The sequence below is a fragment of the Streptomyces sp. NPDC018019 genome (genome assembly GCF_044327805.1).
Classification (GTDB): domain Bacteria; phylum Actinomycetota; class Actinomycetes; order Streptomycetales; family Streptomycetaceae; genus Streptomyces.
Window position 1 is genome coordinate 345896 of record NZ_JBIRGD010000003.1, and the last position, 16287, is coordinate 362182.

The 16287-nt window shown below is 69.7% G+C and carries 13 protein-coding genes; 7 read left to right on the forward strand and 6 right to left on the reverse strand.

Annotated elements, in window-relative coordinates; genetic code table 11:
- Positions 1 to 191 precede the first annotated feature (191 nt).
- Positions 192 to 1667 (reverse strand): CCA tRNA nucleotidyltransferase, encoded by a 1476-nt coding sequence (locus tag ACH4FX_RS07470; RefSeq protein ID WP_398476100.1) that lies wholly within the window; start codon positions 1665 to 1667, stop codon positions 192 to 194.
- Positions 1668 to 1877: 210 nt separating this feature from the next.
- On the opposite strand from ACH4FX_RS07470, the gene ACH4FX_RS07475 reads away from it, so the two are divergent.
- The 7 genes from ACH4FX_RS07475 to trxA all read left to right on the forward strand — a co-directional run bounded on the left by ACH4FX_RS07475 (position 1878) and on the right by trxA (position 11499).
- Positions 1878 to 4190, forward strand: a complete 2313-nt coding sequence (locus ACH4FX_RS07475) for a DUF6049 family protein (protein WP_398476102.1) — start codon at positions 1878 to 1880, stop codon at positions 4188 to 4190.
- A 46-nt stretch (positions 4191 to 4236) separates the two neighbouring features.
- Positions 4237 to 6435: a murein biosynthesis integral membrane protein MurJ gene (gene murJ / locus ACH4FX_RS07480; RefSeq protein ID WP_398476104.1), complete on the forward strand. Its 2199-nt coding sequence runs from the start codon at positions 4237 to 4239 to the stop codon at positions 6433 to 6435.
- A gap of 107 nt (positions 6436 to 6542) precedes the next feature.
- Positions 6543 to 8264, forward strand: a complete 1722-nt coding sequence (locus ACH4FX_RS07485; protein WP_398476106.1) for a protein kinase family protein — start codon at positions 6543 to 6545, stop codon at positions 8262 to 8264.
- 177 nt (positions 8265 to 8441) lie between these two features.
- Entirely contained in the window at positions 8442 to 9107 is a 666-nt protein-coding gene (sigM, locus tag ACH4FX_RS07490; RefSeq protein WP_398476108.1) for an RNA polymerase sigma factor SigM, read from the forward strand.
- Complete coding sequence (locus ACH4FX_RS07495) at positions 9104 to 10033, forward strand: hypothetical protein (RefSeq protein WP_398476110.1); 930 nt, start codon at positions 9104 to 9106, stop codon at positions 10031 to 10033. The genes sigM and ACH4FX_RS07495 overlap by 4 nt, the downstream gene beginning before the upstream one ends.
- A gap of 117 nt (positions 10034 to 10150) precedes the next feature.
- Positions 10151 to 11125 (forward strand): thioredoxin-disulfide reductase, encoded by a 975-nt coding sequence (gene trxB / locus ACH4FX_RS07500; protein WP_398476112.1) that lies wholly within the window; start codon positions 10151 to 10153, stop codon positions 11123 to 11125.
- A 47-nt stretch (positions 11126 to 11172) separates the two neighbouring features.
- Positions 11173 to 11499 carry a thioredoxin gene (gene trxA, locus ACH4FX_RS07505; protein ID WP_398476114.1) on the forward strand — a complete coding sequence of 109 codons (327 nt, stop codon included), beginning with the start codon at positions 11173 to 11175 and terminating at the stop codon, positions 11497 to 11499.
- A gap of 74 nt (positions 11500 to 11573) precedes the next feature.
- On the opposite strand, the gene ACH4FX_RS07510 is transcribed toward trxA, so the two are convergent.
- From ACH4FX_RS07510 to ACH4FX_RS07530, 5 genes are all read right to left on the reverse strand, one after another.
- Positions 11574 to 12191: a GNAT family N-acetyltransferase gene (locus ACH4FX_RS07510; protein ID WP_398476116.1), complete on the reverse strand. Its 618-nt coding sequence runs from the start codon at positions 12189 to 12191 to the stop codon at positions 11574 to 11576.
- A 306-nt stretch (positions 12192 to 12497) separates the two neighbouring features.
- Positions 12498 to 13595 (reverse strand): ParB/RepB/Spo0J family partition protein, encoded by a 1098-nt coding sequence (locus ACH4FX_RS07515; protein ID WP_398476118.1) that lies wholly within the window; start codon positions 13593 to 13595, stop codon positions 12498 to 12500.
- Positions 13592 to 14668, reverse strand: coding sequence for an AAA family ATPase (locus tag ACH4FX_RS07520; protein ID WP_398476120.1), 1077 nt, complete (start codon positions 14666 to 14668; stop codon positions 13592 to 13594). Before ACH4FX_RS07520 ends, ACH4FX_RS07515 begins: the two co-directional genes overlap by 4 nt.
- Positions 14669 to 14923: 255 nt before the next feature.
- Positions 14924 to 15649, reverse strand: a complete 726-nt coding sequence (rsmG, locus tag ACH4FX_RS07525) for a 16S rRNA (guanine(527)-N(7))-methyltransferase RsmG (protein ID WP_398476122.1) — start codon at positions 15647 to 15649, stop codon at positions 14924 to 14926.
- Positions 15650 to 15753: 104 nt separating this feature from the next.
- Positions 15754 to 16287: a protein jag gene (locus ACH4FX_RS07530; RefSeq protein WP_398476124.1), complete on the reverse strand. Its 534-nt coding sequence runs from the start codon at positions 16285 to 16287 to the stop codon at positions 15754 to 15756.

Below are 16287 nucleotides of genomic sequence, written 5' to 3' on the forward strand. Positions count from 1 at the left end.
CGGGGCAGAACCCGTATGGCCAGACTCCCTACGGCCAGCCCCGCAACGCCTACTCGGAAGCTTCCGGGCCTCGGCACCGCAGCAAGGTCGTGCTCTGTCTCGAAGACATCAAGAAGGAGATCCGGTAGATCCACCGGCCGTTTCACGTGAAACACAGCGATGGTCGCCGTGTTTCACGTGAAACGACGCGCTCAGCTCTGCGCGGCCCACCACTCCTGGAGAGCGGCGACGGCTTCCTCCCGCGCCATCGGGCCGTTCTCCAGCCGCAGTTCGAGCAGGTGCTTGTACGCCTTGCCGACCTCCGGACCGGGAGAGATACCGAGGATCTGCATGATGTCGTTGCCGTCCAGGTCCGGCCGGATCGAGTCCAGCTCCTCCTGCTCCTGCAACCGCGCGATGCGCTCCTCCAGCCCGTCGTAAGCACGGGAGAGGGCGTTGGCCTTGCGCTTGTTTCGGGTGGTGCAGTCCGAACGCGTCAGCTTGTGCAGACGCTCCAGCTGCGGGCCGGCGTCCCGCACATACCGGCGGACCGCCGAGTCGGTCCACTCACCCGTCCCGTAGCCGTGGAAGCGCAGGTGCAGCTCCACCAGCCGCGAGACGTCCTTGACCATGTCGTTGGAGTACTTCAGCGCGGTCATCCGCTTCTTGGTCATCTTCGCTCCCACCACCTCGTGGTGGTGGAAGGAGACCCGGCCGTCGCTCTCGAAGCGGCGCGTCTTGGGCTTGCCGATGTCGTGCAGCAGCGCCGCCAGCCGCAGCACCAGGTCGGGACCGTCCTCTTCGAGGTCGATGGCCTGCTCCAGCACCGTCAGCGAGTGCTCATAGACGTCCTTGTGACGGTGATGTTCGTCACGTTCCAAGCGCAGCGCGGGCAGCTCCGGCAGCACCCGGTCGGCGATTCCCGTGTCGACCAGGAGCCGGAGACCCTTGCGCGGGTGGGCCCCCAGGAGCAGCTTGTTCAGCTCGTCCCGCACCCGCTCCGCAGAGACGATGTCGATGCGCTCGGACATGGCCTTCATGGCGGAGACGACGTCGTCGGCCACCTCGAAGTCCAGCTGGGAGGCGAACCGAGCGGCCCGCATCATCCGCAGCGGGTCGTCGGAGAAGGACTCCTCCGGCGTCCCCGGCGTCCGCAGAACGCGTGCCGCCAGGTCCTCCAGGCCGTTGTGCGGGTCGATGAACTCCTTCTGCGGCAGCGCCACCGCCATGGCGTTCACCGTGAAGTCCCGGCGCACCAGGTCCTGCTCGATGGAGTCGCCGTAGGACACCTCGGGCTTGCGCGAGGTCCGGTCGTACGCCTCGGAGCGGTACGTGGTGACCTCGATGTCGAACGAGTCCTTCTTGCAGCCGACCGTGCCGAAGGCGATACCGACCTCCCACACCGCGTCCGCCCACGGCCGGACGATCTTCAGTACGTCCTCGGGGCGAGCATCGGTGGTGAAGTCGAGGTCGTTGCCGAGCCGGCCGAGCAGGGCATCCCGTACCGAGCCGCCGACCAGGGCAAGCGTGAACCCGGCCTCCTGGAAACGGCGGGCCAGATCGTCCGCGACGGGGGACACCCGCAACAGTTCGCCGACGGCACGGCGCTGCGCCTGGCTCAGCGCGCTCGTCGACTGCGGGGACCGCTCGGGCTGCGGGGCGAGGAAGTCATTGTTGGCGTTCGGCACAACAGAACAGGGTACGTGTCCGCGTCGCGCGAGGCGCCCCATCGTCCAGGGCGCCGGGCATGCCAGGAAAAGGGGACAAGCTCTGCTCCCCGGTCGGCCGCTGCGCGATCTTGTGGAGCAGTCCCCAGCACTTCACCACAGCGGGTCTCGTTACCATGCGTGGACGCACATTCCGACGACCACTGACGACGACGAGGGACGGGCGAACGCGTGGCCGAGGCGGCAGGGTTCCAAGGGAGTGAACGGCCGCGCGGACGATGGCTGCGCCGGGCCGCGGCGCTGATCGCCGGAGTGCCGCTGCTGGCGGGAATGACGCAGCTTCCGGCCGCCCCTGAAGCCCACGCCGCCGGCCCGCGCACCGTCGACGTCTCGATCGACGCACTGACCCCCAACGCGCCGAAGAAGGACGACACCCTCACCGTCTCGGGGACGCTCACCAACAGCGGCAACGCCCCGATCACCGACGCGCACGTGGGCCTGCGACGGGGCCCCGCCCTCAGCAGTCGCAGCGCCATCGACACGGCCGCCAAGCGCACGGGCTTCTCCCCCGGCACCGACGGCCAGGAAATCGAGAACCGCACCCAGAAGATCGACACGCTGGCCCCGGGCGTCAGCCGTACATTCACCCTCCACGTACCGGTCAAGGACCTCGACCTCGGTGACGACGGTGTGTACCAGCTCGGTGTCTCCCTGTCCGGCCGGTCCTCGGGCTCCTCCTACGAGCAGGTGCTCGGCATCAAGCGGACGTTCCTGCCCTGGCAGACCTCCGACGTGGAGAAGAAGACCCAGCTCACGTACCTGTGGCCGCTGATCTCCTCGACGCACATCACCGCGGAGACCGACGCGGACGCGGAGCAGACACCGGTCTTCCGCAACGACGACCTGGCCGCGGAGATCGCCCCCGGCGGGCGGCTCCAGCAGCTCGTGGCGCTCGGCAAGGACCTGCCCGTCACCTTCGTCATCGATCCCGACGTGCTCGCCTCCGTCGACGCGATGACCAAGACGTACAAGGTCGAAGGCCCGAACGGCCCCACGCCGGGCAAGAACCAGGCGGTCGCCAAGCAGTGGCTCAAGCAGGTGGAGGAGGCGGTGAAGACCCACGAGGTCATCGCGCTGCCCTTCGGCGATCCCGATCTGGCCTCGCTCGCGCACCGCGGCAAGGAGGTCCCCAGCGCTCTCGGGCACCTCGGCCCCGCCACCACGCTGGCGGCCACGGCCGTGGAGACGGTCCTGGGCGTCAAGCCCCGCACCGACTTCGCCTGGCCCGCCGAGGGCGCCGTCGACTCCTCGATCGTCGATGTCGCTACCTCCGGCGGTGCCCACAACATCATCGCCCGCAGCGACAGCCTCCAGGAGAACAACCTCTCCTACAGCCCGACGGCGGCCCGTCCGATCGGCGGCGGCAACACCGCCATCGTCGCCGACGCCCGGCTGTCCACCGCGTTCGAGGGCGACCTGTCCAAGGCCGAGAACTCCACGCTCGCCATTCAGCAGTTCCTCGCCCAGAGCCTGATGGTCACCGGCCAGGAGCCCGGACGGCAGCGCAACATCGTCGTCGCACCACAGCGCACGCCGTCGGTCAGCCAGGCCCAGGCGATGGCCGCGGGCGTCAAGAACCTGGTGCCGGGCCGCTGGGCCGAGCCGTTGAACCTGGCGGGCGCCGCCAAGGCCGCACCCGACCCGGGAGCCAACCGCGAGGTGCCCGGCGCCGCCGAGTACCCGGCCTCGCTGCGCAAGCAGGAACTGCCGACCGAAGCCTTCGAAGAGATCCAGGAGACCCAGGCCGCGCTGGACGACTTCAAGCCCGTGCTGTCCCAGCCCCCACGCGTGGTGACGCCGTTCGGCAACGCCATCATGCGGGAGATGTCGACCGAGTGGCGGGGCGACGAAGCGGGCGCCGCGGCCTTCCGCAGCTCCGTGCGCACCTACCTGGACGGCCTGACGAAGAGCGTGCGCCTGATCCAGAAGTCGGACGCGACGCTCTCCGGGCGCAGCGCGACGATTCCGGTGACGGTACAGAACAACCTGGTCCAGGGCGTCAAGGGACTGACGCTGGAACTCACGTCCTCGCAGCCCAACCGGCTCGACGCGGGCGAGCCGCAGGAGATCACGGTCGACGGCGGCCACAGCCAGTCGTTCAAGTTCGACACGACGGCGAACGCCAACGGCCCGGTGCAGGTGACGGCGCAGCTCTACACCTCCGCCGGCAAGCCGTACGGACGGCCGATGACCTTCCAGGTCAACGTCACCGAGATCACCTCGACCATCATGCTCGTCATCGCGGGCGGCGTGCTGCTGCTCGTCCTCGCCGGTGTCCGCATCTACCTCCAGCGCAAGCGCGCGGCGACCGGGAGCGACGAGGAGGGGACCGGCGGTGACGGTGGGACCGACGGCGGGGCCGGCGACGGCAACGGGGATGGCGGTACGGACGGTGACGAGCCGGTGCAGCCGGGTGACCGCGAGCCGGACACCGGTTCGGAAAGCACGGACGCGTCCGGCTCAGGTGAGAAAGTGGACCGTTGATAGTTGGCGGGGCCGGATGGCCGGCGACGGATGAGGTGGGGCAGCGATGAATGCGCCGTACGACGGTGACCGCGGCAGGGGTGCGCGCGGCACCCCCGCGGGTCAGGGACCGCCGCCGCCCCAGGGGCAGCAGCCCCATGACCCGTATGTGCACGACGCGTACGCCAACGACCCGTACCGGTCACAGGACCCCACGGCCCAGGACCCGGTCGACGATGTCTTCTACGACCGGTCCGCGCACCCGCCACCGCCTCCCGGCCAGGCCCCGCACCCGCTCTACCAGCAGCCGCCCGCTCCACAGCACTCGCCCGACCCCCAGGTGTGGGCCCCGCCCCCGCCCCCCGAGCCGCAGGGTCCGACGCGGCACCTGCCCTACGGTGACGACGCCGCCACGACGCAGTTCGTGGGTGTGGACGACCTGATCTCGCAGGCCGCCGACGAGCGCCCGGAGCCGGACGCCTTCGCGCACCTGTACCGGGACCAGCAGCAGCCGTACGAGCCGCAGCGTCCGATGACGCCGCAGCAGGAGCCGGTGCCGCAGGCCGCCTCCGTACCGGAGCAGCCGCCGACACCCGCACCGGAGCCCGCGGCTCCCGCCAAGCGCTCCGGCGGGCGCGCGTCGTCGCTGCTTAAGTCCAGCGCGGTCATGGCCGCGGGCACCCTGGTCTCCCGCATCCTGGGTTTCGTACGCAACCTCGTCATCGCGGCGGCGATCGGCGTCGGCACCCTCAACGACTCGTACCAGGTCGCCAACACCCTGCCGACGATGATCTACATCCTCGTCGGCGGCGGCGCCCTGAACGCGGTGTTCATCCCGCAGCTGGTGCGGGCCATGAAGAACGACGAGGACGGCGGCGAGGCGTACGCCAACAGACTCCTGACGCTGGTCACCGTGCTGATGGCCGGCATCACCACGGTCTGTGTGCTGGCGGCTCCGGTCTTCATCAGCATGATGTCGCCGAAGATCGCCTCCGATCCCGAGCAGATGGACGTCGCGGTCGCCTTTGCCCGCTACTGCCTGCCGACCATGTTCTTCATGGGCGTGCACGTGGTGCTGGGGCAGATCCTCAACGCCCGCGGCCGGTTCGGCGCGATGATGTGGACCCCGGTCCTGAACAACATCATCGTGATCGCCACGTTCGGTGCCTTCATCTGGGTCTTCGGCAGCTTCTCGCAGAGCGGCGTGGGCGCGGGCAACGTCTCCGCCGACGCGATCCGGCTGCTCGGTATCGGCACGCTGCTCGGGCTGACCGTGCAGGCGCTCGCCATGGTCCCCTACCTCCGGGACGCCGGATTCCGCATCCGCCCGCGCTTCGACTGGCGCGGCCACGGGCTGGGGAAGGCCGCACGGCTGGCCAAGTGGACCTTCTTCTTCGTGCTCGCCAACCAGCTCGGTCTGGTCGTGGTGACCCAGATCGCCACCTGGGCCGGCTCGGTCGCCGAGGGCCAGGGCCACCCCGGTACCGGTATCACCGCCTACAACTACGCGCTCCAGCTGTGGCAGATGCCGCAGGCCATCATCACCGTCTCGGTCATGACCGCCGTCCTGCCCCGGATCTCCCGGGCCGCGCACGACGGGGACGTCACCGCCGTACGGGACGACATCTCCTACGGTCTGCGCACCTCGGCGGTGGCCATCGTGCCGTGTGCCTTCGCGTTCCTGGCGCTCGGTGTCCCCATGGCGACGCTGATGTTCTCCAGCGCGGGCACAGGTGCCACCAACATCGGTTACGTGATCATGGCGTTCGGCCTGGGCCTGATCCCGTACTCCGCGCAGTACGTCATCCTCCGCGGTTTCTACGCCTACGAGGACACCCGCACGCCGTTCTTCAACACCGTGATCGTCGCCGCCGTCAACGCCGCGGTCTCCGGCCTGTGCTTCCTGCTCCTGCCGGCCCGCTGGGTCGTGGTCGGTCTCGCCGCCGCCTATGGACTGGCCTACGCCGTCGGAGTCGGCGTGGCCTGGCGGCGACTGCGCAAACGGCTGGGCGGCGACCTGGACGGACCGCACGTCATTCGTACGTACGCCCGCCTCGCCGGGGCCTGCGTGCCCGCCGCGCTGGTCGGCGGCGCGGCCGCATACGGAATCACCCTGGGGCTCGGCAGCGGCGCCGTCGGTTCCCTGGCCGCCTTGGTCGGCGGCGGTGTCACACTGATCGCCGTGTTCTTCCTCGCCGCGAAGCGGATGCGGGTCGAAGAGATGAACGCCATGGTCGGCATGGTGCGCGCGAAGCTGGGGCGCTGAGCGCGCACAACCATCGGCCGCAACCGTGTGTCGTGCATAGTGGCGGACTGTGGGCACAATTGTCTTGGCTCGGAGAGCCTGCAACGGATGGGGAGGCAGGAACGACGGTGGCGGAACGGAGCACGGCTGCCGTCGACGTGGCCGACACGAGCGGTGAGCAACCGCTGACCGCCCAGGCGGGACAGGCCACGAACGACGGTGCGGAGGCCGAGAGCGTAACCGGCACGGACAAGGACACCGCACGCACCGACGATCAGCGTGCCGCGGTGACCGACGCCAAGCCGCCCGAACTGCACAGCGGCCACAAGCTCGCCAGACGCTACCGCCTTGAGGAGTGCCTCACCCGTCTGGACGGATTCAGCAGCTGGCGTGCGGTCGACGAGAAACTGCGCCGTGCCGTCGGCGTACACATCCTGCCCGCGGACCACCCACGGGCCCGCCCCGTGCTGTCCGCCGCACGCTCCGCCGCACTGCTCGGTGACCCCCGCTTCGTGCAGGTCCTCGACGCCGTCGAGGAGAACGACCTCGTCTACGTCGTGCACGAATGGCTGCCGGACGCGACCGAGCTGACCGCCGTGCTCGCGAACGGGCCGCTCGAACCGCACGACGCCTACCAGCTCGTCAGCCAGGTCTCCCAGGCCATGGCCGCCGCCCACCGGGAGGGCCTGTCCCATCTCAGGCTCAACCCCGGTTCGGTGCTGCGCACCGAGTCCGGGCAGTACCGCATCCGCGGCCTGGCGGTGATGGCCGCGCTGCGCGGCATCAGCAGCGAGCACCCGCAGCGCACGGACACCGAGGCGATCGGCGCGCTGCTGTACGCGGCCCTGACCCAGCGCTGGCCGTACGAGAGCGACGCGTACGGCCTGTCCGGGCTCCCCAAGGACGTCGGCATGATCCCGCCGGACCAGGTACGGGCCGGGGTGCACCGCGGCCTGTCCGAGCTGGCCATGCGCGCGCTGGTGAACGACGGCGCCACCGCGTCCCGCCAGGAGCCGGCCTGCACCACGCCGGAGGAGCTGGCGAAGGCCGTCACGGCCATACCGCGCATCCGCCCTCCGGAGACGTCCTTCACCTCACCGCCGCCCTACCAGCGCACCGGCTACCAGCAGGGCACGTACGGGCAGCCGCCGTCGCGTGCCGTCGGTGCGACGGCGCGGACCGCCGCTGTGCCCACCCCGCCGCCACCGCTGCAGAGCCGTACCGGCCGGGCCCTGAAGTGGTGCGTCTCCGGTCTGCTCATCGCGGCGCTGGGACTCGGAAGCTGGCAGCTGGCGGACACCCTGCTGCAGGGCGAGGGCCAGGACAACCAGGAGAACACCCAGCCGGAGAGCGGCCAGCAGAAGAAGCCTGCGCCGAAGCCTCTCGCGATCGACAGCGCCACCGAGTTCTCGCCGCGGACGAGCGCCCCCATCAGCGGCTCGGGGAACCAGCCCGCCAACGCGGTGGACGGGAACCCGGCTACCGCCTGGGTCACCAAGCAGTTCTTCGGGTGGGCCAACTTCGGCAACCTGGACAACCGCGCGGACGGCAGCGGTCTCATCCTCGACCTGGGGAGCGTGAAGGACGTCTCCAGCGTCGAGGTCAGCATGTACCGGCCCGGCCACACGGCCGAAGTGCTCGCGGCCGCCGCGGACGCCTCCAGCCCGACCACCCTCAGCGCGTTCCCGCAGCGGCTGTCCAAGCTGGAGAAGTCGGGCAACACCCTGTCCGTGAAGCTCGACAAGCCCATCAAGACGCGTTACGTCCTGGTCCACATCACGGAGCTGCCCAGTGACGGGTCGGGAGACGGCTACCGGGGCGGCATTTCGGAGATCAAGGTCAGTGGCTGACCCCTTCGAGTGCTCTTCGCGGGCGCTCGAAGGGCTCGACCCACCCCTGCTCCGGCGAGATCCGGCCGACTCACGAGGCTTGTTTACTTCCTGCGGGTGACCGGCTTCAATGGGGCCCAGATATCCGCTACCCGCACAGGGGGGCACGTGGAGGCGGGGACCTACGGGCCTCACGACGTGAGCGACAGCGATCTCCTCGCGCGCCACGTCAAAGGCGACCCCGACGCCTTCGGCGAGATAGTACGGCGCCACCGTGACCGGCTCTGGGCGGTGGCGCTGCGTACGCTCGGCGACCGGGAAGAGGCCGCGGACGCCGTGCAGGACGCCCTTGTCTCCGCCTACCGGGCCGCCCACACCTTCCGCGGTCAGTCCGCCGTGACGACCTGGCTGCACCGCATCACGGTCAACGCCTGTCTGGACCGGGCCCGCAAAGCCGCCTCCCGTCGTACCTCGCCGGTCGCCGAGACCGAGCGGCTGGAGCAGCTGCTGGAGCCGCACGAGTCCGCCGCGGTGCCGGCCGAGCGGCAGGACCTGCACCGGGAGCTGTTCCGTGCGCTGCGCACCCTGCCCGAAGAACAACGCGCCGCCCTGGTTCTCGTTGACATGCAGGGCTATCCGGTGGCCGAGGCCGCCGAGATCCTCGACGTGCCCACCGGAACGGTGAAAAGCCGCTGTGCACGGGGCCGGGCGCGGCTGCTGCCGATGCTCACCCATCTGCGTGCAGGTGAAGGGGATAGCAGACCCGTCAGCGGGGGAAGGAACCGGGCGCAGGGGACATCCGTCCCAGAGGCGGCAGGGCCGAAGGACACAGATGCCGTGAAGGGCGGAGGTGGGCGCTCGTGACTTCGACGACCGACACGGACGAGCACCCGGAGGTCTCCGAGATCTCCGCGCTGACGGACGGTTTGCTGTCGCCGTCCCGCAGCACTGATCTCCGCCATCACCTCGCGTGCTGTGAGCTGTGTGAGGACGTGCACGCTTCCCTGGAGGAGATCCGGGGGCTGCTCGGTACGCTCCCCGGGCCCACCCGGATGCCCACCGACGTGTCGGAGCGCATCGACGCCGCGCTGGCGGCCGAGGCACTGCTCGACTCCACCGCACCGGACCATGACTCCTCGGTTTCACGTGAAACCCCGCAGGCCTCGGTCGCAGCTGTTTCACGTGAAACAGCGCCGATGCCGGCGCCTTCCGGGCCCGGGACCCGGCCTGCGGGCCACCCCCGAGCCGCTTCGGGCCCGGGGCGTCAGACGCCGGGCGCCCGGCCCCGGAGGCGCCGCTGGCCGAAGGCGCTGCTCGGCGCCGCGGCGGCCGCGGCAGTCCTGAGCGTCGGCGGAATCGTCATCCAGAGCATCGGCACCGGCTCCGGACAGGAGGGTGTGCAGAAACAGCACACCGAAGCAGCCAAGAAGAGCGCCGGCGCCACGTCCACGCTGACGTCCGCCACCCTGGAGGCGCACGTCCACAGCCTGCTCACTTCGTCGGGCAGCAGGAAGACCCCGGACGTCGGCACACAGAGTTCCCCCGACACCCCGCTGCGCGGCGCGACGGACGCCCTCCCGTCCTGTGTCCAGCAGGGCACCGGACGGGCCGAGACTCCGCTGGCCTCCACCCGCAGCTCTTACGAGGGCCAGGACGCCTACCTCGTCGTCCTGCCGCACCCCACCGACCCCAGCCGCGTCTCGGCCTATGTCATCGCGTCCTCCTGCGTCTCGGCGTCGCCCCCGGCCCCCGGCAAGCTGCTGCTGAGCCACTCGTACCAGCGGGACTGAACCGGCGGCGAGGGCGCCGGGGCACCACGGGAATGCCTGCCCCGTAGGATCCGTTGGGTGGGGTGAGAGTTCACCGAGAGCCCCAGCAAGCAGTCGGCAGAGACAAGGAAGACACCCGTGAGCGACGTCCGCAACGTGATCATCATCGGCTCCGGGCCCGCGGGCTACACCGCCGCGCTCTACACCGCCCGTGCCTCCCTGAAGCCGCTGGTTTTCGAGGGCGCCGTCACCGCCGGTGGCGCGCTGATGAACACCACCGAGGTGGAGAACTTCCCCGGGTTCCGCGACGGCATCATGGGCCCCGACCTGATGGACAACATGCGCGCCCAGGCCGAGCGCTTCGGCGCCGAGCTGATCCCGGACGACGTGGTCTCGGTCGACCTGACCGGGGAGATCAAGACCGTCACCGACACCGCCGGCACCGTGCACCGCGCCAAGACAGTGATCGTCACCACCGGCTCGCAGCATCGCAAGCTGGGCCTGCCCCGCGAGGACGAACTGTCCGGCCGCGGCGTCTCCTGGTGCGCCACCTGTGACGGGTTCTTCTTCAAGGACCAGGACATCGCCGTGGTCGGCGGCGGAGACACCGCGATGGAGGAGGCCACCTTCCTCTCCCGTTTCGCCAAGTCGGTCACGATCATCCACCGCCGTGACACGCTGCGGGCGAGCAAGGCCATGCAGGAGCGCGCCTTCGCCGACCCGAAGATCAGCTTCGTCTGGGACAGCGAGGTCGCCGAGATCCACGGCGAGAACAAGCTCTCCGGCCTGACGCTGCGCAACCTTAAGACCGGCGAGACCTCCGAACTCCCGGTGACCGGCCTGTTCATCGCGATCGGCCACGACCCGCGCACGGAGCTGTTCAAGGGGCAGCTGGAGCTGGACGACGAGGGCTACCTCAAGGTGGAGGCTCCCAGCACCCGTACGAACCTCACGGGCGTCTTCGCGGCCGGCGACGTCGTCGACCACACCTACCGCCAGGCCATCACAGCGGCCGGCACCGGGTGCTCCGCCGCCCTGGACGCCGAGCGGCACCTCGCCGCCCTCTCGGACAGCGAGGACGTCCCCGAGCCGGAGAAGACCGCCTCCGCCTGACCCCGCCCCCCCCCGACGCCCCAACCCCACCCAGTAAGGAGACTGCCATGGCCGGTGCCACGGTGACCGTGACGGACGCCAACTTCGATGAGGTCGTCCTCAAGAGCGACAAGCCCGTACTCGTGGACTTCTGGGCCACCTGGTGCGGCCCGTGCCGCCAGATCGCCCCGTCGCTGGAGGCCATCGCCGCCGAGCACGACGAGATCGTCATCGCCAAGCTGAACACCGACGAGAACCCGACCACCACCGCCAAGTACGGCGTCATGTCGATCCCGACGATGAACGTCTACCAGGGCGGCGAGGTCGTGAAGACCATCGTCGGCGCCAAGCCGAAGGCGATGCTGGAGCGCGAGCTGGGCGACTTCCTCGCCTGATCGCCCTCCGCGACCCGCGTGAACGGGCCCGTCCCCCGAGGGGACGGGCCCGTTCACGTTGTGCTCGCGCGTCCCTAGAGCGGGCGCAGGGCGGGTTCTTTCTGGACCGCTCCCAGGAGGCGGTCCAGGGCCAGTTCCACGTCTTCCTTCCAGGAGATCGTGGTGCGCAACTCCAGCCTCAGACGCGGGAAGCGCGGGTGCGGGCGGACCGTCTTGAAGCCGACGGCCAGGAGGTGGTCGGCGGGGAGCACGCACGCGGGTTCCTCCCAGCGGGCGTCCCCGAACGCCTCAAGGGCCTTGAAGCCGCGGCGGATGAGGTCCTTCGCCACCGTCTGCACCATCACCCGGCCCAGGCCCTGCCCCTGGTAACCGGGCGTCAGCCAGGCCGTCAGAAGCTGTACGGCGTCGGGGGAGACGGGGCTCGTGGGGAAGGCCGTGGAGCGCGGCACATACGCGGGAGGGGCGTACAGCACGAAGCCGACCGGGACGTCATCGACATAGACGACGCGTCCGCAGGAGCCCCATTCCAGAAGGACGGCCGAGATCCAGGCTTCCTTCTCCAGTTCAGGACGGCCCGCCCTTACCGCGGCTTCCCCGCTGACGGGGTCGAGTTCCCAGAACACGCACGAGCGGCAGCGTTTGGGGAGATCCGGAAGGTTGTCCAGCGTGAGCGGTACGAGCCGACGGCCCATGAAGACAGGTCCTCACTTCCCTCGCCCGCCACACCGCGCGGTGCCGTCCGTACGCCTCGCTCCGCGAGCAGGCCACCGACGAAACCACCGACTGCTCCGAGGCCGAAGCCCGCTGCCAGCAGTCCGGTGCGGCTCACCGTTCGCATGGCTTACTCCTTGATGTGGGGGTTTCCCCGTGGATGTGCGCCATACCCGATCGCATCGTATCCACGGTCCGCGGATGCGGGTACCGCCACACAGCAAAGGGCGGGCCGTGTTCCGTAATCCGCTCGGAACACGGCCCGCCCTCGGGGCGGACGGCTCGGCTCAGTCCTTGTCGCCGTCTTCCTCGGCGAGGCTCTTGTCGAGCACTCTTCCCTCCCCGGGGGCCAGCGTGCCGAGGATGCGCTCCAGGTCGTCTATCGAGGCGAACTCAACGACGATCTTGCCTTTTTTCTGTCCCAGGTCGACCTTCACCCGGGTCTCGAAGCGGTCGGAGAGCCGGGAGGCGAGATCGGTCAGGGCGGGGGACACCCGGGTGCCGGCCCGCGGCTTCTTCGCCTTGGAGCCGGTGGGCTTGGAGCCAATGAGCGTCACGATCTCCTCGACCGCACGCACCGACAGCCCCTCGGCCACGATGCGGTGCGCCAGCCGGTCCTGCTCCTCCGCGTCGTCCACGGAGAGCAGGGCTCGGGCGTGGCCTGCCGAGAGCACGCCGGCGGCAACCCGGCGCTGGACGGACGGGGAGAGCTTCAGCAGCCGCAGGGTGTTGGAGACCTGTGGGCGCGACCGGCCGATGCGGTCGGCCAACTCGTCATGGGTGCACTTGAAGTCCCGCAGCAGTTGGTCGTACGCCGCGGCCTCTTCGAGCGGGTTGAGCTGCGCCCGGTGGAGGTTCTCCAGGAGGGCGTCCAGCAGCAGCTTCTCGTCGTCGGTCGCGCGGACGATCGCCGGGATCTTCTTCAGGCCGGCCTCGCGGCAGGCCCGCCAGCGGCGCTCGCCCATGATGAGCTCGTACCGCTCGGGTCCGGTCTGCCGGACGACCACCGGCTGGAGGAGACCGACTTCCTGGATGGAGGTGACCAGTTCGGCGAGGGCGTCCTCGTCGAAGACCTCACGCGGCTGCCGCGGGTTGGGCGTGATCGCGTCGAGCGGCAGTTCGGCGAAGTGCGCCCCGGCCACCTCCTCCACGCGGTCCTTGGTCGTTTCCGTCTCCTGCGGCTCATCCGTTTCACGTGAAACGGCCTTCGCGGCGATCGAGGTGACCTTCGCCGCCGCCACCCCCCGGTCCGGCGACAGGACCGGCACCGCGGACGGCGATGTCGTGCCCCGGCTCACCACGGGGCCGTTACTGTCCGCGGCTTGCGGTGCTGCGGGGATCAGGGCACCGAGCCCGCGGCCCAGTCCCCTCCGTCGTTCGCTCACTGATTCCCCTCCGACATGCTGTGCTGTGGTTCGTAGTTCACGGTGAGGCCCTGGGTACCGGTACCGGTCCGGGCGACTCCGCGCAGGGCGATCTCGCGGGCCGCTTCCAGATAGGAGAGCGAGCCGCTGGAGCCCGGGTCGTAGGTGAGGACCGTCTGTCCGTAGCTGGGCGCCTCGGAGATGCGTACCGAGCGGGGGATGCTGGTCCGCAGCACCTCGCTGCCGAAGTGGTTGCGCACTTCTTCCGCGACCTGGGAGGCCAGCCGGGTCCGTCCGTCATACATGGTGAGCAGGATCGTCGACACGTGGAGCTTGGGGTTGAGGTGCCCGCGCACCAGATCGACGTTGCGCAGCAGCTGGCCCAGCCCTTCCAGCGCGTAGTACTCGCACTGGATGGGGATCAGCACCTCGGCGCCCGCCACCAGAGCGTTCACAGTCAGCAGGCCAAGCGAGGGCGGGCAGTCGATGAGGATGTAGTCCAGCGGCTGTTCATACGCCTTGATGGCCCGGTCCAGCCGGCTTTCGCGGGCCACCAGTGAGACGAGTTCGATCTCGGCGCCGGCCAGGTCGATCGTGGCGGGCGCGCAGAACAGTCCCTCCACGTCGGGTACGGGCACCACGACGTCGGACAGCGGCTTGCTCTCCACCAGTACGTCGTAGATCGAGGGGACTTCGGCGTGGTGGTCGATGCCGAGGGCCGTGGAGGCGTTGCCCTGCGGGTCGAGGTCGATGACCAGGACGCGGGCGCCGTGCAGGGCCAGGGAGGCGGCGAGGTTGACGGTGGTGGTGGTCTTACCCACCCCACCCTTCTGGTTGGCGACCACCATGACCCGGGTCGCTTCGGGTCGGGGCAGTGGTTCTCCCGTGCGGCCAAGCGTCTGAACCGCCAGCTGAGCTGCACGACCGATCGGGGTGTCGTCCATCGGGGACGGCGTTTCACGTGAAACGTCATCCCCGAGCGACTCGCTACGGGGACCGGGGACCGGATCGGTCATCGGTCCCGCGATGTTGGCGTCGGACCGCAAGGATTCACTCTCCTCGACATCAGGCTCGCAGTGCTCAGAGCCTGCCATGCTTTCGGTGTCGTGAACCAGTGAGGTCCGGTCTCCTGTGGAGGAACCCACGTCTGTGGATACTTCCGTGACCCGTGTGGGTCTCCGGTTACGCGGCTCGGCAGCTGCGCGACCACGGCTGATGATTCCATGCAGCAGAGAACGACGTTTCACGTGAAACACGATGACAGCGTTGCGTCCGTTTTGGGCGCGACACTCCGCTTTATGTCGTTTTGTTGGTTTTCCCGGGCTACTCGACGAGTCCGCGGGTTTCGCTCAGCGCCGCCGCCCCCTCGCTGCCCGGCTCGGCCTGGCCGCCTTGGCCCGCTTGGCCGCGAAGCGCACACCGCCCGGGCTCTCGCCGACCTCCACACGCACCACGGTCGACATCGGGTCCACGATCCCTTCGCCGACCTGGACCACCGAGGTCTCCACGACCCCGAGCTTGCCCAGCGCGGCACGGGCGCCCTTCAGCTCCTCCTCGGCGGTGTCGCCCTTGAGGGCCAGCATCTCGCCGTACGGGCGCAGCAGCGGAACACCCCAACCCGCCAGCCGGTCGAGCGGCGCCACCGCCCGCGCGGTCACCACATGCACCTGCGGGAGCTTGCCCATGACCTCCTCGGCACGGCCGCGCACCACCGTCACGTGGTCCAGCCCGAGCAGCTCGACGACTTCCAGGAGGAAGTTCGTCCGGCGCAGCAACGGCTCCAGCAGCGTGATCTTCAGGTCCGGGCGCACCAGCGCCAGCGGAATGCCCGGGAGACCCGCGCCCGAACCCACGTCGCAGACGGTGACGCCCTCGGGCACCACCTCGGAGAGCACCGCACAGTTCAGCAGGTGCCGCTCCCACAGCCGCGGCACCTCGCGCGGGCCGATCAGACCTCTCCGTACGCCCGCGTCGGCGAGCAGCTCCCCGTAGCGCACGGCCTCCGGGAAACGCTCACCGAACACCTCGTGCGCCACATCCGGCGCCGGTGGGAGCTCCGCTGCTGCGTCCGTCACGGGAACCGCCTTCCTCTGGACTCTTATAAGGCTGACAAGACGTGGCCCCGCCTGCGAGCACAGACGGGGCCGGTTACATCAAGAGCTGTTCGGGGCTCGGGCCGTCAGGCCGGGAGAACCACCACACAACGCTGGGGCTCCTCGCCCTCGGACTCGCTGCGCAGCCCGGCCGCCGCCACGGCGTCGTGCACGACCTTGCGCTCGAAGGGGGTCATCGGGTTCAGCTTCACCGGCTCGCCGCTGCCCTTGGCCTCTTCGGCCGCCTTCGCACCCAGCTCCGCGAGTTCCTCGCGCTTGCGGGCCCGGAAGCCCGCGATGTCCAGCATCAGTCGGCTGCGGTCACCGGTCTCGCGGTGCACCGCGAGCCGGGTCAGCTCCTGGAGCGCCTCCAGCACCTCGCCGTCCCGGCCCACCAGCTTCTGCAGGTCACGGCTGGTCGAGTCGCTGACGATCGACACGGCGGCACGGTCGGCCTCGACATCCATGTCGATGTCGCCGTCGAGGTCGGCGATGTCCAGCAGACCCTCCAGGTAGTCGGCCGCGATCTCACCCTCCTGCTCCAGGCGGGTCAGGGTGTCGGTGCCCTCAGCGGCCGGGGTCCCCCCTGTCGACGACGAGGGGCGGGTCGTGTCCGTCAC

Excerpts from the sequence above, each read along its gene's own strand:
- murJ (WP_398476104.1), top strand. The coding sequence starts at position 4,237 with ATGAATGCGCCGTACGACGGTGACCGCGGCAGGGGTGCGCGCGGCACC.
- trxA (WP_398476114.1), top strand. The coding sequence starts at position 11,173 with ATGGCCGGTGCCACGGTGACCGTGACGGACGCCAACTTCGATGAGGTC.
- ACH4FX_RS07510 (WP_398476116.1), bottom strand. The coding sequence starts at position 12,191 with ATGGGCCGTCGGCTCGTACCGCTCACGCTGGACAACCTTCCGGATCTC.
- ACH4FX_RS07520 (WP_398476120.1), bottom strand. The coding sequence starts at position 14,668 with ATGGCAGGCTCTGAGCACTGCGAGCCTGATGTCGAGGAGAGTGAATCC.